Source organism: Chryseobacterium salviniae (assembly GCF_035819015.1).
GTDB classification, from domain to species: domain Bacteria; phylum Bacteroidota; class Bacteroidia; order Flavobacteriales; family Weeksellaceae; genus Chryseobacterium; species Chryseobacterium salviniae.
On the sequence record NZ_JAYLAA010000037.1, the window covers coordinates 167,519 to 186,639 of the forward strand.

The following is a 19,121-nucleotide window of genomic DNA, read 5'->3' on the forward strand; positions in this document are numbered from 1 at the left end:
ACATTTACATTTCATATCTTTTTGTTTAAAATATATTGTGTCCATTGTTCAGCCATTGCATTGGCAATTCCTTGATGGAATTTTGACCTCTCTTTACCTCTTCCTTTTCCTAATTTCCCAAAAACAGAATATTTGCTTTTTCCTGATTTTGTTTTTGAACTGTTATACTCTATAAATTCAGGTTCAACAGATGTTCTGATTTCAAATAAGTTATCTTCTAAAGAATATTTTAATAAGGGTAGATCTTTAAGCCAAAGGCATGTTTTCTTTGGAATATTGTCTCCGAAATAGTACGGGTGTATAATCTGATCAGGCTTTCTTATAAAACTTGAAATTACACCAACGGGATTCTCAATTGCAATATGATTGATCTTTGCATGCATTAACTCATACACAAACTTCAAAGCATCAACTTGTTTTTGCCATCTTTCCGGATTATTAGGAACGTGTCTGTTTGCGGAAACGGCTAAAAAAGTACAAGGAGGAAATGCAATCATTAAATCGAAACTATCATTAATAATGTCGAACACATCTCCTTGATAATGTTTTCCTGGAATCTCTGTAGGAAGCAAATCACAAGAAGTAGCATCCCAACCTTTATTCTTGAAAGCTTCCCTTACTATTCCAGAGTATTCACATGCAATTAATGCTTTCATAATGTTTTATATCGTAAATCTAAAATCCAGTCTTTTCTTCATTTCGTTTACCTCGATGAATTTCCAGCCACTTACGTACATTGAGTTTTGGCGACGTTGCTGGGCTTTCATAATGATGTCTAAACCTTCATCGAAACGCTCATCGTTGAACTCAGAACGAAGCTTTGAAAGTTCAATGATTTTTGCCGGGTTAAGCATTCCTGTTTTTGCATTCGGCTTTAAAAATGTGTTTACGGCTGCCGATAATTTCTTTACATTTTCCTCATCGGTGGAAAGTGATTTCAGGAAATCTTTTATCTTTTCCACACCTGCGCTTTCTGTGCCGTCAAAGCCGATAGTTACGTTGTAACCGATGGTGATGCTTGCAGAACCGTCCTCTAATGTTGAAGTATGGCTGTCCTGAGTATCGGTTTTAATGCCGTAAATCTGTTTTTTCAGTTCCTGTAAGGGTTTGTAATCGTTCCAAAGTTTTTCAATGAGCATTCCGGTAATTTCGTGGTGATGTACCAGCGGATCAATGTGCCGATTAACAAATTCAGCAGAAAGTTCTTTAAAGCTTTTCAGGTCTGATTCTCTTTTTGCTTTGGCGGCTTTGGTATCTTCCCGGAGCTGCTTTGCCAGTTTCTCTTTTTCTTCCGGAGATAATGCGGTGATGTCTATTGCTGTCATTTTTAAAGTTCTTTTTCGATTTTGTCTATTTCTACCAGTAAAGCTTTTACTTCCGGGCTGCTCTCATATAAGTGTTGAATTTCGTCAAGAGGCAGTCTTTGTAATTTGCTGTAGTTGCTGTTGATTTCACTAATACTTTTCTGCTGCAGCGTTTTAAAATCTAAAATCAGGTTTTTTACGTTTTGAAGAATTTCAATTACTTTTTCTTCTGTTGTTTGTTCAGTGGGTTTTTCTTCTGTCATAATGTGTTATTTATTATTGTTAAATCTCTCAATTGTTTTTCTCTGTATTTAATTTCTTGGATGAGTTCATCTGCGATGGTGTCGTCACTGGTGTACTCCAATTGCTCTTTAAGGTCGGCAATCATTTCCTGTAGTTGGCTTTCAGTTGGTTTATCCATGGTGCGTATGTTTTATTGATTTTCAAATAATATTCATCGGGAACCCACATTTCAGCATCAGGATCATAAAAGTGTAAAACCCTGTCATGCTGATATTCCCTTTTGGGGCTTTCCCAGTTTTCTTCAACAATCCAGCTGTAGAGGTCAATTATCTTTTGCGTTGCAGATGTCTCCTTATCATTTAAAATCTGATGGATGAGTACTCTCTCATACCAGGTGAGAACATTTACAAGGCTGTCAAGCTGAAGGATTTTTATAAGTATATTTTTGTTCATGATTTCATGTTTATTTGTTCCAGTATCTTTGTGCGCCTTCTTCCCATATCGTTAAGCCTTCAGCGGCGTATTCTCCGAGGTAACGACCTTTTGAAAATGCCTTAAAACCTTCCACCCAAATCTTTAAATCTGCATCATAGAGTATTTTTGTAGCAACTTTTCCCATCGGTTTGCTTCCGTCCATTTGAGAATTATAGATAAACAGCTTATTGGGAAATTTCTTTTTAATAGCTAAATACTGGTCAAAATTTAATCCTGTGTATTGGAAGCTATCTATGATTATGAATTTTGGGCTTTCTCGTTTGTCCAACCTTGCAATCAATTCATCCGGTTTCTCCTGTATCAATTGTATTTTTCTTCCTTTTTCTGCAACCTGATGGCGTTTCCATGCTTTCTGCATGGTTCTGGAGGTACCTTCTTCCAGTGAATTGAATAAAACCCGACCAAAATTTGAAAGCTGTTTTGCAAGTTCAAGCATGAAAGAAGTTTTTCCCATTCCCGATTGACCGCTGATGAACCATGTACCTGATGCTTCCGGCTCTTCAAAATTGTCATACCATTCGCCTTCCCATTGTATCAAATCATATTTTTTTGAGAGCAGGTCGGTAGACGATATGGCTTTACTCATGCTGTCGTTTTTGGAAGGTTAAGGACTTTTCTTACAAGATTCTCTGTTAAAGGTTCGTTTAGTCTTTCAGCCTCACGCATTGCAGGAAGTAAGGCATCCCGAAGCTCACCGTAATTTTCGCATTCTCTTTGTAAAAACTGCACCAGCTTTTTATCTTCAATACCTGTTAAAAACTCTTTAAATCTCGTGTCAATAGGTTTCAATTCTCTTATCCCGTACTTTACTCTTCGGTAAAACTGTGGCATTCCCGGAGAATTTTTACTTTTCAGCTTTTCAATCTTTGTTTTCAGCTGATCGGTGCCAATAAGAATCAGGGCGCATTTACCCAAAAGGTGGTCATGCATTTCTTTTACATTGCACAGTGTTGCCTGCTTCATATATTCTGCTTCATCCCAAATTACTGCGGGCTGCCTTCCGTTGATTTTCATTCGCTGAAGCTCTTTGATAATTCCATTGATTTTTTTTGTCTTGGAACCTGAAATATTCAGTCTCATGGCTTCACATAGTTTGTCAATCAGATCACCGATGGTGTCCATTGATCCTACCGTGATTTTAAAAACTTCCTTCGGGGATTGCTTTACGAAAATATCTGAGCAGAATGTTTTCCCGATCCCGGTTCCGCCAATGATAATATTTGTGTAACCGAATTTTTTAGCATCCTCCAAAATTGAAAGCATCTGCATAAGCTGCGGCGTTTGCCTTACCGTCCATTTCAGCTCGTTGTTGTAATTATACCCGATAGCTTCAGCAATGAGCCTGAAATATTTATCATCAATAGGCACCTCGTTTTTTTCTACCATGATGTAGTACTGCTTTCGTCTCATGTAAGACAAATAACTGGAAGGAACACCGGATTTTTCGGCGAACTCGTTGGCAGAATAGCCATGCTCTTCCATCCACAATTCTAATTCGGCAAGAATTTTTTCTTTTATATTATTCGTCATCGGTTAAATATTTATCAAGGTTAATTTTATTAGCGTAGTAATCGTCCTGTTCTTTTTCCCAGTTGTACTGCTGTATTCGCTCTTCATCTTTGTTCTGCTTTTCCATAAGCTTCTGAGCATTTTCCAGCCGTTTTGCATTCCGCTGGTCTTTGTGCTGTCCTTTGCTGTCTACGATTACCATTTTGGCGAGTGTATTATCAAGCTCCGGATTTTGGATAAACATCTGGCTGATGATTTTTGTATCTTCTGCCTGGGTTTCCAGCACTATATTTTTAAGGTCTTTATTAAAATTCCTGATTTTTTGAAGTTCCTGAGCATCGTTTTCCTGTCTGTCGTAAAGTGCCATAGCATTTTCATGCTTTTTGGTGAGAATGAAACTGATGTTTTTCTCCTCATTATATGCTAAAACTTCATCAAGGTTTGAGGAATCAAATTTTATCGTCCAATCTAAATGCGCATTCATTCGGAAATTCACATCAAAGCTGTCATACTCCATTTTTCTGCCGTTAATGGCAACATGAAGACCGTTGTGGCTTAATTTATTGGTAAATCCTGTGGTCTCACCGAAATGAAGCAAATACTCATTTTTTGATACTATTTTTTTTGCATCAACGGGCATTTCGCTGTAAGCCTGTAGGTAATCATCCTTCAATTTCTCACGCTCCATTTCAATCATTCTGATGAGTTGCATCATGCAGCCTTCCTGATCGGGGAAAGAATGGCGAATCTTATTCAGATATTCATCATTCGGTTGTGCTTTGGATTTTACACCCTGTCCGCTCCAATTGGGCGCAAACTGGCAGTAGCTTTTATTGAAATACTTAAACCATGGCTCAATTACCTTTGATTTTGCATTCCCTACTTGTGCCGGAGTAAATTTGTCTGAAACGAACTCATAAAATGGTGTCATTTCCTTTTTAGCGTAATTGTCGGATTGTATCTGCAAAACTTTATGCTTTGTTCCGAACAATTCTTCGGTATGCTGCACGGCATTTCTTAAGGCAGCTTTTATTAATTGTGCATTTTCCTGCGTTCCTATTGCGTAGCCTACCGGATATTTTACCGAAGGATCAAGCACCACCACCATTGTAAGGCGATTATGGTAAGTGGTAACAGTATTTCCTTTGAGATTGGTTGATGACTTCTGATACAAGAGTTCTGCATCCCATCCGTCAACAGTCCAGTAAAGCATAGGTGCAGACGGAGCTTTTCTTTTTACATGCATTGCAACGGCATTATCAAAGCCTTTTTCGCCTTTTGTTCCGGCAAGTACCAGTAAATTCCATTTTTTGCGGTAGTTCCCGATAGTTGAAGCGCTAAGCTCCGGGAATTGCTGGATCTTGGCAACTGCATTATAAACAACTGCGATCTGTTCATTATCAAAAGTCCTATGATCTCTCAGTAAAGTTCTCAACAAAGCTTCCTGGGTACTGTCTTTTACTTTTACCGCTTTTTTATTGCCGAAATTTTCCGAGATCAATGATGCGTAACCATCTTTTTTGAACTCTTCCAGTTTTTCCTTTAAACGTCTTGATGATTTTGGCAGGCTGTGACCGATTTGTTCTCTTACTTCCGCAACAGCGGTTGCTGCATCCTTCCAAATTTCGGTTAAACCTCTTTTTCCGTTACGGGATCTTACAAACGAAACGGTTTCTTTCACGTACTGCTCAACAGCTTGTAACATCTGGGCATTTTTCACGTATTCGTCCTGTTTCTCTGTAGAAAGCGTTCTGTAATCGTCAAGAAGATAATAAGCGAAGAAATCAACCGCTTCATAATCATCTTTGTAATAGTTCAGAAGAAGGTTCTGAATGTTTCTCTTTGGCGGATATCCGAGTTTCTTAACAATCTGAACCCTGAATCTTTCCGGAATGCTGTCAAATTCTACTAAAGCCTTATTTCCAAGACCACGAGCTGTAACAACTTTATTGATTTTACCGTTGCTGCACAAATACTTGTAATTGGACTCAGATATTATACCCAAATCTTCATATAAGGCTTTTGCAGGGATCGTTAAAGTATTATGATGAAATTGATACATTTTAAACGATGTTTAACGGTTATTTAATAATTTCTAATAGCTCCCGCCGTGGTGTCGAAACCACGCAAAGCCGTGGCGGGATTTTTACTATATTTGGTGTGCTAACAAAAAATATAGGTTATGGATTTAACTAAATTCAATCTCTGGATGATTGAAAATTTTGAATTTGATTGTTTTGAAAATGATTTCTTTGAAAAAACACTCTTTAGTGTAGCAAATGAGTTCTCAAATTCAACTATTGATGGCGTTAATTTTGAACAATATTTTCGGGATAATCTGTTTCAGGAGTTTCTTTTACGTTATCGTTCAAGATTATCGATGTTGATACGGCAGATACCACAGCCTCAGTCACCGCTTCAGTTAAATGTTGTAGGGATTGATCTGAATTCTTATTTTGATCAGAAGGAATATTTACAACAAAAAGTTGCCCGATTAAATTATTAATATGAAGATTAATGATAGCCTTTTCCATCTTATAAAGTTTTAGAAATTGAAAATTTGAATAAACCAAACAGAATCCAGGTTTCTGTAAAAGTTTTGCCTGCGTAGGTGAAAGAGACAGAACGTCTCAGCTTTAAAATTTTATGTATAAGCTTTTTCATTTTACTTGTTTTTTATTTTCCTCGATGAATTTCTCTTTATTCTCTTGAATTTTTCTCATTGCATCTATTGCCTCATCATCGCCTCTAAGAAATCTCATTCTTGCAGCTGCAACGGTTTTCACATTTAAAATTTTTTGGAGAAGATTGTAATCTCCATAGTCAATTTTTTCTTTTAGCTGTTCAATTGTCATAACATTATTATTTTTTATTATACCTTTGTTGCATTGTTTTAACAAATATATAAACAATTGTCTAAAATAAACAAATAAAATTTAAACTTTTTTCTAAAATAATTATGAAGGCTATCCAAAGAGTAAAGCAATACATTGATTTTAAGGGTCTTAATAATAGCACATTTGAAAAAAAAATCGAGCTTTCTAATGGCTATATAGGTACCCAAATTAAAAGAAATGCCGATTTAGGAGAAGGTGTTCTAATTAAAATATTAGACAATTGTTTAGATATTAATCCTGAGTGGCTTTTAACCGGAAAAGGGGAAATGTTAAAAAGCAGTAAAGAATATAAGCAGGAATCTTTTCAAAAATCTAAAATTGATGAGCCAAAAACGCATTACGGTAATACAGTTCCTTTATATGATATAGAAGCAACAGCTGGCGTGTTTGAAGTTTTTAATAATAACCCGCAAAGCATACCGATAGAACATATTACCATACCTAATCTTCCAAAATGTGACGGAGCTTTATATATTAGAGGAGATTCTATGTATCCATTGCTAAAAAGTGGCGATATTGTCGCCTTTAAAACCATTCATGATAAATACAATATCATCTGGGGCGAAATGTATCTTATATATATTGTGCATAACGGTGATGAGTATTTTTTCTGCAAGTTTCTTAAAAAATCAAGTAGAGAAGGGTATGCAGAATTCATTTCACATAATCAACACCACCAAAGCGTAGAATTTCCTTTGGATAGCATAAAAGCACTGGCATTGGTCAAGGCAAGCATAAGATTCAACACCCTTTATTAGTAGCGATAGTTATAAGTCATTTACAATCAATAAATTAAACTTTATTATAGTTGCAAAATAGGGTATTGAATTTACATATTTTAGTCAATTTATTAGCTTTTTATACATTATTCTGCATATCAATCGCATTTATTTTACATAGATAACCTAACCCCAAACCTAACCCCAAACCTAACCGCAAATGTTTTTTTTACATTTTACGCTCTGCAAAAAAGTTTTCTTTTATTATCTTAAAAACACTGTTTAAACAGTCTTTCAAAAAGATAAAAAAACGCCTGAAAACATTTGTTTATGGTAGTTTTCGGGCATTTTTATGATTTTATGGTATTTGATTGCTTACATGAGGTATTTAATAGAGAGATAAGCGGTAGTAAATAGGTAGTAAAATGTAGATAATTGACCTTTTGTTATTTTCTGATTTTTGGCGTTTTTTTCTGCAAATAACGATAAATAGGGGTTTTTCAGTCTTTTTTTTCGGCATTTTTTTTGACCTTTTGTTTTAATGCCCATAAAAAGAAAGCTCTTGTTACGCTGAGAGCTGTCAGTTTACATGGTAGAATTATCAAAAATCAGGATTGATTTCCAGATAATTTATATTCCCCCAGAATTCCACATAAAAATAATTAACCTCATTTTCAGACGTTTACATAATTTTACAAAACTTTTTTACTACTTTGTATTGCATAATACCATTTTATTTACATATCTTTGTAATGTAAAATCGAAATAGGTTCATCTAGCTAGGTTCCGAATTTCGAAATTGATATAACTAATTAACAAACTTATTAAAGATGAATACTGAAAATACCAAAGCGCAAATGCGAAAAGGAATTCTGGAATTCTGTATTTTAAGTCTCATCAATCATCGCGAAATGTATGTTTCCGACTTAATCGATGAGCTGAAAAAAGGAAAACTGGATGTAGTGGAAGGAACACTCTACCCTCTTTTAACAAGATTAAAAAACGGCGAGTTTCTTTCGTACCGATGGGAAGAATCTACAGGAGGGCCTCCAAGGAAATATTACCAGATCACTGAAAAAGGTAAACTGTTCTTAGATGAACTTCAGAATACCTGGAACGAATTAACAGATTCAGTAAACCAAATTACTCAAAAAAATTAAAAAACAAAGCTATGAACAAAACACTCTCAATAGGACTCGCAGGTTTTTCTTTTACGATTGAAGAACACGCATATATAAAGCTCAGCGATTACCTGAACGCACTGAGAAGCTCTCTGGATGCTTCTGAAGCAGACGAGGTAATGCACGATATAGAAATCAGGATGGTTGAAATCTTTAAAGATTCGATGGGTAAACGTGAAGTAATTAACGACTCTGATGTGGAAAGAGTAATCGCCCAAATCGGAAGCCCTGAAACCATAGAAGAACAGGAAGAAGCGTATTATTCTGAAAAAAATACCAAAAAAACAGGAAATGCCGGAACCGGATATTCTGATAAAAAACAGTTGTTCCGTGATCCTGAAAGACAAAAAATCGCAGGCGTTTGCGCAGGTCTTGCCCACTATGTTGGAATGGATATAACTGCCATGAGAGCCATCTGGCTGGGAATTTTCGTCCTTGGAATTTTCACGGCAGCCATATCATCCACATTGGTTGTTTTATTATACATCATCCTTTGGGCGGTATTGCCAAAAGCAGAAACAGCTGCTGATTTCCTGAAAATGAAGGGAAAGCCTATGAACTTCGACAATCTTAAGAATGAGTCTAACAAGTTGGTACAGTTTGCCAACGAGTCTACTCAGAGGGTCGGAGAAATCTATATCGAAAATAAACCTTACATTAACAACGCGGGAAGCGGATTATGGAATGTGGTACGGTATATATTAGGTGGAATCTTTGCATTCATGTCTTTATCATGCTTAATCGGAGTATTTGTAGTATTCGGATTGATGGGAGCCGACAGCGATTTCCCTCCCGTAAGCGAAATGAACTTCTATTTCGATAATGATAATATGAAATACGTTATCATGGCGATGATTACCATCGGAAGTTTATTGCCTGCCATGTTATTCGGCCTATTAAGTATTAAACTCATTTCTCCTAAAACAAAGCTGAGAAACACAGGATGGGTAATCGGAGCATTATTTCTTGCACTGATCTCCTTAGGTACTTATTTCGGGTTCAGCATGGCACAAAAAGAAATGTTCCTGAAAGGCCATAAAGAAGATACGGAAGAGGTTTCCATCAACACCCAATCTGATACGATCTATGTAGATTACAAGCAGGTTACCATTCCTCAGAATTATAAAGGCTACGATGATGATATTTATTCCGACAAAGTTTCAGTGTACGAAAAAGACTGGATTCATGTTGATGTAACGAGAAAGGCAGATATTAAAACGCCATATTTAATCATCAAAAAAGAAGCTAAAGGGTACAATCTTCCTCTCAATGTAAATGTTCCTGTGGAAGTTGTGGACAACAAAATTATTCTTCCGAACTACATCAAGTATCCTTACGAGCACCGATTCAGAAATTACAGCATCGACTATGAACTGGTACTTCCTCTGAAAACAGTGGTACTTCCTGCCAAAAAAGACGGAATCAATTTCGACGGCGATCTTAATGCAGACGGAATTAATGACAATGATCAGGAAAGAGATGAAGACGGAAAAATTAAAATCGAAAATAATAAAATCACGGTAAACGGTTCAACCATTGAGTACAGCTCTGATGATGAAGACAGCATTATTGTAAACGGAAAGAAAGTTCCAAGCAACCAAGCCGATAAAGTGATCGATTCTATGAAGCACAGCATCAAAAAAATGAAAGGAGCCAACATCGATTTCAAAGTAGACGAAGGTAAAAATGAAATTTCCATACAAACTAAATAACTAAACTGCAGAGAGTGGCAGAAGGTGTGAATGGATTACCCAACCGTTTGAAATTCACACTCTTCTTCTCTCACAATAATTAAAAAAAATTAAAATTTAGTTCTCTATGTAAATAAAAAACTTTACATTTGTGTAGATAAAGATAATAACCAAAAAACACTCAAAAAATATTAACTAATCATGATACAACTGGCACTAGAAATTGTAATGAAAATCGTAGATTTAATCAGCGGTTTGTTTTAAGAGCGATAATATTTCAATATATTTGTAAAGTATAACCACTTTGGTTATACTTTTTTGTTTATAATTGAGATATGAGAAAGCTTTTTGGCAAAATACTATTAAAATTAATGGGCTGGAAAGTCGTTCTGCAGGGCGACGCAAAAAGCCTTAACCGATGTATTCTTGTGGTGGCACCCCATACCCACAATATGGAGTACATCCTGGGAAACCTTGCTTACTGGTCGCTTGAAAAGCCATTGAAAATAATCATCAAAGATGCTCATACCAAAGCCTGGTACGGGGGCCTTGTTAAAGGTCTCGGCGGTATTGGGATCGACAGAAGCCAAAAAAATGACCTGGTTAATTTTGTGGCTAAACAGTTTGCGAAGGATGACTTCAGTCTCGTTATTACCCCTGAAGGAACGAGAAGCTGGGTCCCAAAATGGAGAAAAGGGTTCTATCACATGGCATTAGCAGCAAAAGTGCCGATCGTTCTCGCTGCAGGAGACTTCAAACGTAAGATTATTTATCTCGGCTATACCATCCCATACGAAAGAATAGCATCGGAACCGTTTGCAGAAATCATGAAGGAAATTCAGGATTATTATATTAAAAACGATATTATTCCCAAAGTTCCCGCAAACTGGAATCCTAATATTATGGGAAATGATTTGGAGGTGAGAAGTGAGATGTAAAAAGTTAGAAGTTAACAAAATTATTGATAATTATTCACGGATTATTCAGATTTACAATTCACAACAATATAAATCAATCATCATTCATCATCATTATTTATAGCAGACATGTATATTAAAGATAAAAAAAAGGAAGATTTATTACAATTCATCAATGATTGGGGTGGCGAAACGTTTGCCAAAACTTTAGATATTCAATTTACCGATATCGATGTTGAAAATGAAACCTTAACGGCAACAATGCCTGTTTTACCCAGAATTCATCAGCCATTCGGCATTATGCACGGCGGTGCAAGCTGTGTTCTGGCAGAAACCATGGGTTCAAGCCTGTCTAATATTTTTATCGATGGTGAAAAATATTTTGGAGTGGGAACCAATATCAATACCAATCATCTGCGAAGCAAAAAAGACGGAATGGTAACCGCTGTCGCAAGATTCATCCGGAAAGGAAAATCAATGCATGTTTCCGAAATTGAAATAAGAGACGAAAAAGGCCAGCTTATCAGCCACACCACCATGACAAATACAATTATCAACAGATAAATTTCAGAAGCTCAAAAAATATTTGAGCTTTTTTGTTTTTTAACTGCAACCTTTTTGGAATTCTGCATCTTATAGGTACAAACTTAAAAACAATTTTCTATGAAAAAACTACTTTTACCTTTTTTTGTATCTGTTTTATCCGTTATGAGCTCTTGCAGTAACGACAGTATTAACGAAGAAACCGAAAAAACAGTTGCACAGTCTTATGATGTCTACATTGCAGGAAGAGAAAACAGCAAAGCCTGCTACTGGAAAAACAATATAAAAACAGATCTTACCGGTGGAGAAAACCTTATGCCTCTTGAAATCAAGGAAGAAAACAACAACGTTTATGTTACCGCAAGCATGGGTGTAACGCCTACCTCATTTAAATCGGTTCATTATTTCTGGAAAAATGGCACCAAAACCGAAATCAAACAATATCTGGGAATTTCTTCCGGTGCGCAAAATGATATTACGGCATTTGCAGTAAACAATGGTGATCTTTATTTTGCAGGTTATGTTGAAAACCTCTCTCCTGCCAATCCTAACCAGAGATATGAGCTCTGCTACTGGAAAAACGGAGTTAAAACAATGCTTTATCAAAGCCAGTTTATTCCATCTGCCGAAGGACTTTTCATTAATGGTTCTGATGTTTACGTATCAGCGCTTATTGCGGACAATAATCAGAATGTGGACAGAGGATATTTTAAAAACACCACATTCAATTCGCTTGGACAGCCCAATTATGTATTCAATTTTGCTAAAAATAATACCGGATTGCATATTCTATTCCAGAAAAATGCAAAATATTACTCAAAAAACATTACGGCAAATACAGAAACATTCATCGGAAATTACGCCTTAACGCTACCGTTCTACGGAAAAATTGCTTCTTATGAAAGCTCCAACGATTTGTATACAACGTATTATAATCAGGGAAATAATTACTTTAAAAACAACAGCATTGTCAGTACCGGTTTCTCATCACTTCCGTTTATTCAGGATTTATTTGTACTGGACAATAATGTATATATGATAAAATACAGCACGGCAAATAATACGTATTTTGGCAAAGTATTTATCAATGGCGTGGAAACGCAGAGTATTAACGGAACATTAAACGGAACTGTAAATTATACATCAACATTCAATTCAATTTATGTTGTAGCAAACTAAAACTATGTCTAAAATAAAGCCGGACTGGAACAAAATTTATTCAGGTTTATCCCCAAAACTTTTGGGGATTTGCCGCAGATATATACCGGATATTTATACTGCAGAAGATATTGTACAAGACAGTTTCATTACGGCTATTCAGAAAAACGATCAGCTGAATGACGAGAAGGCTCTATTTGCCTGGCTCAAAAAAATTGTCGTCAACAACGCTCTTCAGCATATCCGTAAGCACAGCAAAGATGCCTTTATCTCTACAGAACCCTCCGAAATTCCAGATACCTCATCAGAAATGGATCATCTTATTTTAGAAGATAAAAATATCTTCATTTACGATTTCACCCATGAAGAACTGCTGTCGTCTATCGACAGTCTACCACCTCATCATAAATCTGTTTTTAATTTATACTTTATTGAAAATCATTCACATGCAGAAATTTCCGGCTTGTTAGGAATTACCGTCAATACTTCAAAATCCCATCTTCTCAGAGCAAAAAAATCAGTTCAGAATTATTTGCTGAATAATTGTGTGAATCAAAATACGCCGAAAAACAAAATAGCGCAGGTTCTTGTTATTTTCGGTCTCGGAGGATTGCTTTGGGCACAGACTTTCCAGAGTACATTTGCAGACTTCAGGATCTCTCCTTCCAAAAAACTGCAGATTCCTTTGGATATAAAAACCGGCAGCATCATGATCCTGTCTTCAAACAAATCTTTAAAAAACAAAATGGTGATTGGGATTACTTTTCTTATCATCATGATAACTTCTGTATTTTTACTATATCAGAAAAGAAACGTATCCGTTAAAAATTTCACAGATTCTTCATCGTCCGGATTTGTGAACAGCAATGAAAAGAAGGCTTTAAGTTCCATACATAATGCATCCGACCCACCTGTGAATAAAGTACCTGTAACCTCATCAGTTCAAAATACATCCGAAAATACGGTGAAGAATGACCAAAACGCATCTTCTTCAGAAAAACAGCCCGAACAACAGAAAGTTATGGAAATCCAAAAAGGCAATAAGAACATAATCAACAAAGATTCTTTGAATGAAACTTCTCAAAAGGTGATTATCGTTAAAAAAATTATTAAAAGGGATACTATATTTATAGAAAAGTAAACAGTCATACCATGATTTGCAGAAAGATTTTTTTTCTTTTTCTTATACTATTCATCAGTTTTGCGCATGCCCAAAGACGGAAAAAAGTAGATACTGTATATGTTTACGAAAATGTTGTCGTTTATGATACCATCTACCTTCTGAAGCCCATACCTTATAAGCCTAATCATTTAATCTTCGCAGAACCGAAAGTAGAAGAGAAGTTTTTCGTACGAAATATCTACAAAGAAGAACTGGAAAAGCAGCGCGCAAAAAACAGAATCAGGAAACAGAGATCAAGCGTATTTGAATCTGGAATCGAAGGAGGGCTGGGTTTAAAAAACACTGGCTGGACAAAAGCCGTTTCTGCCCAAAAAGCGCAGTTTGGAGAATATGTGAATATATGGCTTGCGAAAAATATATTTTCTCCACAAACATTTTTGATGCTGTCTGCTGGTATTTATTACTGGAACTCAACATTTGACCTTGACGCCAATAAAGATGACACTATTTTGAACGGATTCTATTTTTCTGAAGATCAGCAACCACTGCTCTTTCAGAAATTCAACAATAAGCACTTTGAATATGCAGTCCAGCTGAAATTTTTATATGAATGGAAAAACATCCGTCCTTTTGCAGGAGTTTTAGTAAACCGTAATACCTACAAAATGCAGTTTTTAGTTCCGGAAAATAATGTGCTCAACCAACTGGATGATTTTAAAACCAACCAGACCAACTTCGGGTTTTCTTTTGGAGCGCAATACAGGCTTTTCAGAAAATTTATGCTAACGGTGGAATATCAGCAGTATCACATGAAAAATGTTTCTTTAAAAAACAGCACATTTGATTTTGACATTTTTAAGACGAATAATACCTTTGCAGAAAGAAAAATCAACTTTGGGATTTCTTATGCTATTTCCGGACGCTGATTTTCGAAAAGTACTATAAAATGATGTATTTCAAACTTCCATTCGACGAAAATCTCTACACTACTGATAACAATCCCAATGAACATCATATTGTTTTTCATCCTTTTGAAGGTTCCGAAACCGTAAAACATCACGGGAAAATCATCATTGCAAATCCAGAAGATTTAGATGAAGATGAACTTTTAAAAACATCATTACCAAAAGACAGGGATCATTATCTTGCCGAAACAAAGGATGAATATCTCGAAAACCTGAACCAGGTGATTGAAGTGATCAATGAAAATTATCTGCCCAAACTGGTCTATTCCAGAAGAAAAATAGTTGCTGATTTTCAGGATATTAATCTTAAAAAAAGTTTCAAAAATCTTTGTGATTCTTATCCCAATGCTTTCCGATATATTTTCATCAGTGAAGAAAAATCATGGATGGGCGCTTTTTCCGAAGTTTTGGGTAAATTCAATAAACAAACACACGATTTCGAAACCATGAGCCTCGCGGGGACGCTTCCCGTTTCTGAAAGCTGGTCGGAAAAGGAAATTGAAGAGCAGAAACCCGTTACGGAATACATCAGAAATATTCTGAAAAATTATTCAGATGATATTGAAGAATCTGCTACGTATAATCATATTTCAGGAAATATCAAGCATCTTCGTACCGATTTCAAAACCAAAATCAGGTGTGAAGACCTTGACGGTATTATCCAACAATTGCACCCGACTCCTGCAGTATGTGGTATTCCCAAAGATTTTTGTGCGGAAAAAATCCGCGAGCTTGAAAAATTCCCCCGCGAATTGTATGCTGGTTACATCAAAATTGAAACGGAAGAAAACATCTTTTACTTCGTGAATCTTCGTTGCTGTAAGCTTTATCAGGATTCCGTACATATTTTCGTAGGCGGCGGAATCACAGCGCAAAGCAGCCCTGAAAAAGAATGGCGCGAGACAGAACTTAAATCAGAGGCTATTTTAAAAAATCTTTCTATCGGCTCATAAAATTTTAACCAAATTTTAGTCAATAAAAAACCTCTTCCTACAAAGAAAGAGGTTTATATAGATTAAAATAATTCTTATTTTTTAACGCCTATTTTACTCCATGTATTCATTACGAAAAGCAAAATAATTCCAATGAAGGCTGAAGCTGCTGAAAATACAAACTTCAGGTTATCTTCTGACAGTAAATCGGTCTGCCAGTCCAGCGCATACAGGTTAATGGCGATGAACACTACAAATACTACTAAAAATACTTTATAAAACTTCTGCATGATTCTTAAAAATTAATATATGTTTTTACCAATTCGGCAAAATTTGCTGTGAATAATTTAATTGAAATTGCCAACAGAATGATTCCGAAAACTTTTTGCAGGATTGCCAGTGTAGCATCTCCTATTTTCCGTTCAAGCCAGTTTGCAGATTTCAGCACCAAATATACGAAAATTGTGTTGAGAATAATTCCAAAAATAATATTAATATCGTGAAATTCAGCCTTAAGGGATAAAGTAGTGGTTAATGTCCCGGCTCCTGCCACCAAAGGAAAAGCAATAGGAACAATGGAGGCAGACCTCGCCTCGGAAGTTTTGTTGATTTCAATTCCCAAAATCATTTCCAGGGCAATAATAAATATCACGAAAGCTCCGGCTATAGCAAATGAATTTACATCAACCCCGATAAATTTCAGGATTTTATTTCCTACGAAAAGGAAAACAAGCATAATCAGGCCTGCGGTAATGGTTGCTCTTTCGGCTTCAATTTTACCAAATCTCTGCTGAAGACTTACGATGATAGGAATTGATCCTATAATATCAATCACAGCAAAAAGAACCATAAAACAGGTAACGATTTCTTTAATAGAAAAATCATTGAATATCTCCATGCCTTTAAATTATTAATTTCGCAAAAATATGAAAATTAATTAATTATTTGCTAATTTGGGAATACAATTTTACAATTGAATTTAAAAGCATTTCCATTCCCTCATAAGATTTCACAGGAGCATATTTTTCAATTTGTATTTTCTGGGTAAGGCTTCTGTATTCTTCGGCAACTGCAGCTCCTTTATAATTTTCCAGGAAACCGGCAAAATCTTCCACAGAACTCTGGAAGTATTGGTTTCTCACTTCAGAATCCAGTTCTTCATAGGTTTGAAAAAACTTCTGATAATCTTCTTTATCTTTGAGATTTTCCAAATAACTGAAATAATCATTCACATCTGTCTTTAGCTGTTCCCTGATTTCTTTTTCTGTTTCAGCTACTGAACCCAACGGTTTCACAGGTTCGCTTATTTTTTGTAAACGACGCTTTTTCTGCCAGTTTTTAAATACGAGGTAAGCTATAAACAGAGCAATTAAGATAGCGGTATTTATAAAAAGAACATTCCAGTGCAATCTGTTTTTTTCCTTCACTTTGAAAGATGTGGTTTTAAGAACAGGTGTATTTACCGTCTCCAGAAAGGTGTTGGTGTATTCGTTTACCTTTTCAACAGTGGTGCGGGACTCCATAACCTGATCGTGAGAGAACGCATTAATATGGAGTACTTCCTGCCCAAGGTCTATATATTCTTTTTTGGAAGGATCAAAAAACGAAAAATTTTCGGTCTTAATAGAAATTTCTCCTGCTTTTTTGGGGATTACAAGATAATTCGCAAGGATTTCACCTGTCATTCCCGTTGTTTCCGTTTTTACGTTGGAAGTAATTTTAGGAGCAAATATTTCGTAATCCGGCGATTCTGCAATTTTAGGAAGCTCCATACTTTTAAGGTTTCCTTCGCCGCTTACTTTTACAATAACATTAATCGGCTTCTTTACCTCTGCTTTTTCTTTTGAAATGTTGGAAATGCTCACCTTAAAGTTTCCTACCGCATTTTTGAAAGATTCCGGTGAATCCTCCGGAAGTTTTTTAACATTGATTTTAACTTTGTTGGAAACAATTTTATTTTTCCCGGCGAAAGTGCTCACTGACGCAGTAGCTCCCGGAACTTCAACATAACCTGATTCATTAGGGAAAATTAAAAAAATGGCTAATACCTGAGAAGACATGTTTCCAAAATCGGAAGGATCAATTTCAGACTTTGCAAAACTTACCGGATACACATCCAGCTCATTATCTTTTGGAAGGCGGATATTTTTAACCTTTCGGAGGTTATCCATATTCCTGGAATATACCTTAAGCACAGCAATGGTTGGCTCATCCTGGTATACCTCTCTATCTTCTACTTCCATATTCAGGTAGACATCTTTTGAATAATTGGCTGCAACAGAAGCTTTTTTATCAACATCTTTAATGAAAATATCGAAAGGCTCGGTTTTATAAATTTTGTTGTTGATGGTAATCAGGAAAGAACCTATTTTTACTTTTCCTTTTTGTTTCGGCTCTAAAGCCAACCGTGTAACCGATTGTGAGATTACGGTATTGGTCTCAGGGTCCATAAAGCCATTGGTTATGGAACCTGTGCCAATAAGATTGAATTTTGAGAAATCGGGAAGCCTCAATTTGGTTTGCTGGCTGTTATAATCGGTGCCTTCAATTTCAAGGACGATGGTAAGATTAATGATATCTCTTGCGGTGTAAATGCTTTTATCAGAAGTTACGCTAAGATTTACCTGTCCGTAAGAGATTACGGATATTAAAAGGAATATTATGTAGGTAAGTCTGCTCTGCATCACCAATCTTTCTCGTTGCTTTCAGGCATCGAATAAGAATTTTTGTTTAAAATTCTTCTGGCGGTTTCTTTCTCTTTATCGCTTACTTTATTGAGTATCTGATTTTCAAGTTGTTTTGGGATTTTTCCTTCATTATCAGGTTTTTGATTAGGATTATTGCCCTGTCCTTTCCCCTGATTCTGCTGCCCTTGTCCCTGATCTTTCTGATCTTTGGAACCTTTTTGATCATCATTTTTTTGTTGGTTTTCACCACCGCCTCCTTTGCCGGAGTTATTTTGTTGTTGTTTTTTCTGTTGGTTTTCTTTTTCCTTCAGCTTGGCTATCTCGTAATTCTTTCTTGTAGGCTCGCTGTAAGGATTCTGTTTCAGAGATTGTTTGTAAAATTCTGCCGCTTTTTCCGGCTGTTTCATCTGCATATAAGCATTTCCTAAGTTGTGAAGGGCTGCAGCCTTATCTGGAATAGTCTGAGAAAGTCTCTGGGCTTTTTCAAATTCTGCTTTTGCTTCTTCATATTTTTTACTCTTGTAGAGTGCATTGCCTAAATTATAGTGCGCTGTAAAATCTTTATCATTGGTTTTTATGGCTTCCATATATTTTGCAGAAGCCCCATCATAATCTTTACCGTTAAATTTTTCATTGCCTTCATACACCAAAGTTCGGTAATTCTTCTGCCCAAAAAGTAATCCTGAGCTAAGGAAAGCAATTACAAACGACAAAAAAATAATTTTAGTATTCATCATATGCAAAATTATTCCTTTAT

22 protein-coding genes are annotated in these 19,121 nt (G+C 35.9%); 9 read left to right on the forward strand and 13 right to left on the reverse strand.

Annotated features, from left to right (window positions below; translation table 11 throughout):
• Positions 1 to 11: 11 nt before the first annotated feature.
• From SOP96_RS09595 to SOP96_RS09635, 9 genes are all read right to left on the reverse strand, one after another.
• Positions 12 to 656, reverse strand: coding sequence for a hypothetical protein (locus SOP96_RS09595; RefSeq protein ID WP_326320764.1), 645 nt, complete (start codon positions 654 to 656; stop codon positions 12 to 14).
• Between the two features lie 6 nt (positions 657 to 662).
• Positions 663 to 1,325 carry a DUF3164 family protein gene (locus SOP96_RS09600; protein ID WP_326320765.1) on the reverse strand — a complete coding sequence of 221 codons (663 nt, stop codon included), beginning with the start codon at positions 1,323 to 1,325 and terminating at the stop codon, positions 663 to 665.
• A gap of 2 nt (positions 1,326 to 1,327) precedes the next feature.
• Positions 1,328 to 1,567, reverse strand: coding sequence for a hypothetical protein (locus SOP96_RS09605; protein WP_326320766.1), 240 nt, complete (start codon positions 1,565 to 1,567; stop codon positions 1,328 to 1,330).
• A gap of 121 nt (positions 1,568 to 1,688) precedes the next feature.
• Positions 1,689 to 2,000, reverse strand: a complete 312-nt coding sequence (locus tag SOP96_RS09610; protein ID WP_326320767.1) for a hypothetical protein — start codon at positions 1,998 to 2,000, stop codon at positions 1,689 to 1,691.
• A gap of 10 nt (positions 2,001 to 2,010) precedes the next feature.
• Positions 2,011 to 2,628, reverse strand: coding sequence for an ATP-binding protein (locus tag SOP96_RS09615; RefSeq protein WP_326320768.1), 618 nt, complete (start codon positions 2,626 to 2,628; stop codon positions 2,011 to 2,013).
• A complete protein-coding gene (locus SOP96_RS09620) occupies positions 2,625 to 3,572 on the reverse strand; it encodes an AAA family ATPase (protein ID WP_326320769.1) in 948 nt (315 codons plus the stop codon). Before SOP96_RS09620 ends, SOP96_RS09615 begins: the two co-directional genes overlap by 4 nt.
• Positions 3,562 to 5,613: a hypothetical protein gene (locus tag SOP96_RS09625; protein ID WP_326320770.1), complete on the reverse strand. Its 2,052-nt coding sequence runs from the start codon at positions 5,611 to 5,613 to the stop codon at positions 3,562 to 3,564. The genes SOP96_RS09620 and SOP96_RS09625 overlap by 11 nt, the downstream gene beginning before the upstream one ends.
• Positions 5,614 to 5,860: 247 nt before the next feature.
• Positions 5,861 to 6,085 carry a hypothetical protein gene (locus tag SOP96_RS09630; protein ID WP_326320771.1) on the reverse strand — a complete coding sequence of 75 codons (225 nt, stop codon included), beginning with the start codon at positions 6,083 to 6,085 and terminating at the stop codon, positions 5,861 to 5,863.
• Between the two features lie 126 nt (positions 6,086 to 6,211).
• Positions 6,212 to 6,406 carry a hypothetical protein gene (locus SOP96_RS09635; protein WP_326320772.1) on the reverse strand — a complete coding sequence of 65 codons (195 nt, stop codon included), beginning with the start codon at positions 6,404 to 6,406 and terminating at the stop codon, positions 6,212 to 6,214.
• A 104-nt stretch (positions 6,407 to 6,510) separates the two neighbouring features.
• Here SOP96_RS09635 and SOP96_RS09640 point away from each other — a divergent pair, with 104 nt between their 5' ends.
• From SOP96_RS09640 to SOP96_RS09680, 9 genes are all read left to right on the forward strand, one after another.
• The gene (locus SOP96_RS09640; protein WP_326320773.1) at positions 6,511 to 7,206 is read left to right on the forward strand and encodes a S24 family peptidase; all 696 of its coding nucleotides are present in this window, start codon (positions 6,511 to 6,513) and stop codon (positions 7,204 to 7,206) included.
• A 791-nt stretch (positions 7,207 to 7,997) separates the two neighbouring features.
• Positions 7,998 to 8,327, forward strand: coding sequence for a PadR family transcriptional regulator (locus SOP96_RS09645; RefSeq protein WP_029295092.1), 330 nt, complete (start codon positions 7,998 to 8,000; stop codon positions 8,325 to 8,327).
• Between the two features lie 11 nt (positions 8,328 to 8,338).
• Positions 8,339 to 10,060, forward strand: coding sequence for a PspC domain-containing protein (locus SOP96_RS09650; protein WP_326320774.1), 1,722 nt, complete (start codon positions 8,339 to 8,341; stop codon positions 10,058 to 10,060).
• A 314-nt stretch (positions 10,061 to 10,374) separates the two neighbouring features.
• Positions 10,375 to 10,977, forward strand: a complete 603-nt coding sequence (locus SOP96_RS09655; protein WP_326320775.1) for a 1-acyl-sn-glycerol-3-phosphate acyltransferase — start codon at positions 10,375 to 10,377, stop codon at positions 10,975 to 10,977.
• A gap of 114 nt (positions 10,978 to 11,091) precedes the next feature.
• Positions 11,092 to 11,520 carry a PaaI family thioesterase gene (locus SOP96_RS09660; RefSeq protein ID WP_326320854.1) on the forward strand — a complete coding sequence of 143 codons (429 nt, stop codon included), beginning with the start codon at positions 11,092 to 11,094 and terminating at the stop codon, positions 11,518 to 11,520.
• 99 nt (positions 11,521 to 11,619) lie between these two features.
• Positions 11,620 to 12,678, forward strand: coding sequence for a hypothetical protein (locus SOP96_RS09665; RefSeq protein ID WP_326320776.1), 1,059 nt, complete (start codon positions 11,620 to 11,622; stop codon positions 12,676 to 12,678).
• Between the two features lie 4 nt (positions 12,679 to 12,682).
• Positions 12,683 to 13,798: an RNA polymerase sigma factor gene (locus SOP96_RS09670; protein WP_326320777.1), complete on the forward strand. Its 1,116-nt coding sequence runs from the start codon at positions 12,683 to 12,685 to the stop codon at positions 13,796 to 13,798.
• Positions 13,799 to 13,809: 11 nt separating this feature from the next.
• Complete coding sequence (locus SOP96_RS09675; protein ID WP_326320778.1) at positions 13,810 to 14,706, forward strand: hypothetical protein; 897 nt, start codon at positions 13,810 to 13,812, stop codon at positions 14,704 to 14,706.
• A gap of 20 nt (positions 14,707 to 14,726) precedes the next feature.
• The gene (locus tag SOP96_RS09680) at positions 14,727 to 15,698 is read left to right on the forward strand and encodes a chorismate-binding protein (RefSeq protein ID WP_326320779.1); all 972 of its coding nucleotides are present in this window, start codon (positions 14,727 to 14,729) and stop codon (positions 15,696 to 15,698) included.
• A 74-nt stretch (positions 15,699 to 15,772) separates the two neighbouring features.
• On the opposite strand, the gene SOP96_RS09685 is transcribed toward SOP96_RS09680, so the two are convergent.
• Genes SOP96_RS09685 through SOP96_RS09700 form a run of 4 tightly spaced genes read right to left on the reverse strand, consistent with a single transcriptional unit; the run spans position 15,773 to position 19,101 of the window.
• Positions 15,773 to 15,967 (reverse strand): hypothetical protein, encoded by a 195-nt coding sequence (locus SOP96_RS09685; RefSeq protein ID WP_169229582.1) that lies wholly within the window; start codon positions 15,965 to 15,967, stop codon positions 15,773 to 15,775.
• 5 nt (positions 15,968 to 15,972) lie between these two features.
• Complete coding sequence (locus SOP96_RS09690; protein ID WP_066441188.1) at positions 15,973 to 16,575, reverse strand: MarC family protein; 603 nt, start codon at positions 16,573 to 16,575, stop codon at positions 15,973 to 15,975.
• A 43-nt stretch (positions 16,576 to 16,618) separates the two neighbouring features.
• Positions 16,619 to 18,361 carry a BatD family protein gene (locus SOP96_RS09695; protein ID WP_326320780.1) on the reverse strand — a complete coding sequence of 581 codons (1,743 nt, stop codon included), beginning with the start codon at positions 18,359 to 18,361 and terminating at the stop codon, positions 16,619 to 16,621.
• The gene (locus SOP96_RS09700; protein ID WP_411911986.1) at positions 18,361 to 19,101 is read right to left on the reverse strand and encodes a tetratricopeptide repeat protein; all 741 of its coding nucleotides are present in this window, start codon (positions 19,099 to 19,101) and stop codon (positions 18,361 to 18,363) included. The genes SOP96_RS09695 and SOP96_RS09700 overlap by 1 nt, the downstream gene beginning before the upstream one ends.
• Between the last annotated feature and the right edge of the window lie 20 nt (positions 19,102 to 19,121).

What these genes read in the sequence shown, in the direction of transcription:
- SOP96_RS09600 (WP_326320765.1), bottom strand. Translation starts at nt 1,325, where the DNA reads ATGACAGCAATAGACATCACCGCATTATCTCCGGAAGAAAAAGAGAAA.
- SOP96_RS09700 (WP_411911986.1), bottom strand. Translation starts at nt 19,101, where the DNA reads ATGATGAATACTAAAATTATTTTTTTGTCGTTTGTAATTGCTTTCCTT.
- SOP96_RS09685 (WP_169229582.1), bottom strand. Translation starts at nt 15,967, where the DNA reads ATGCAGAAGTTTTATAAAGTATTTTTAGTAGTATTTGTAGTGTTCATC.
- SOP96_RS09650 (WP_326320774.1), top strand. Translation starts at nt 8,339, where the DNA reads ATGAACAAAACACTCTCAATAGGACTCGCAGGTTTTTCTTTTACGATT.
- SOP96_RS09640 (WP_326320773.1), top strand. Translation starts at nt 6,511, where the DNA reads ATGAAGGCTATCCAAAGAGTAAAGCAATACATTGATTTTAAGGGTCTT.
- SOP96_RS09690 (WP_066441188.1), bottom strand. Translation starts at nt 16,575, where the DNA reads ATGGAGATATTCAATGATTTTTCTATTAAAGAAATCGTTACCTGTTTT.
- SOP96_RS09670 (WP_326320777.1), top strand. Translation starts at nt 12,683, where the DNA reads ATGTCTAAAATAAAGCCGGACTGGAACAAAATTTATTCAGGTTTATCC.
- SOP96_RS09620 (WP_326320769.1), bottom strand. Translation starts at nt 3,572, where the DNA reads ATGACGAATAATATAAAAGAAAAAATTCTTGCCGAATTAGAATTGTGG.
- SOP96_RS09645 (WP_029295092.1), top strand. Translation starts at nt 7,998, where the DNA reads ATGAATACTGAAAATACCAAAGCGCAAATGCGAAAAGGAATTCTGGAA.
- SOP96_RS09655 (WP_326320775.1), top strand. Translation starts at nt 10,375, where the DNA reads ATGAGAAAGCTTTTTGGCAAAATACTATTAAAATTAATGGGCTGGAAA.
- SOP96_RS09675 (WP_326320778.1), top strand. Translation starts at nt 13,810, where the DNA reads ATGATTTGCAGAAAGATTTTTTTTCTTTTTCTTATACTATTCATCAGT.
- SOP96_RS09610 (WP_326320767.1), bottom strand. Translation starts at nt 2,000, where the DNA reads ATGAACAAAAATATACTTATAAAAATCCTTCAGCTTGACAGCCTTGTA.
- SOP96_RS09665 (WP_326320776.1), top strand. Translation starts at nt 11,620, where the DNA reads ATGAAAAAACTACTTTTACCTTTTTTTGTATCTGTTTTATCCGTTATG.
- SOP96_RS09630 (WP_326320771.1), bottom strand. Translation starts at nt 6,085, where the DNA reads ATGGAAAAGGCTATCATTAATCTTCATATTAATAATTTAATCGGGCAA.
- SOP96_RS09615 (WP_326320768.1), bottom strand. Translation starts at nt 2,628, where the DNA reads ATGAGTAAAGCCATATCGTCTACCGACCTGCTCTCAAAAAAATATGAT.
- SOP96_RS09595 (WP_326320764.1), bottom strand. Translation starts at nt 656, where the DNA reads ATGAAAGCATTAATTGCATGTGAATACTCTGGAATAGTAAGGGAAGCT.
- SOP96_RS09625 (WP_326320770.1), bottom strand. Translation starts at nt 5,613, where the DNA reads ATGTATCAATTTCATCATAATACTTTAACGATCCCTGCAAAAGCCTTA.
- SOP96_RS09635 (WP_326320772.1), bottom strand. Translation starts at nt 6,406, where the DNA reads ATGACAATTGAACAGCTAAAAGAAAAAATTGACTATGGAGATTACAAT.
- SOP96_RS09680 (WP_326320779.1), top strand. Translation starts at nt 14,727, where the DNA reads ATGATGTATTTCAAACTTCCATTCGACGAAAATCTCTACACTACTGAT.
- SOP96_RS09695 (WP_326320780.1), bottom strand. Translation starts at nt 18,361, where the DNA reads ATGCAGAGCAGACTTACCTACATAATATTCCTTTTAATATCCGTAATC.
- SOP96_RS09605 (WP_326320766.1), bottom strand. Translation starts at nt 1,567, where the DNA reads ATGACAGAAGAAAAACCCACTGAACAAACAACAGAAGAAAAAGTAATT.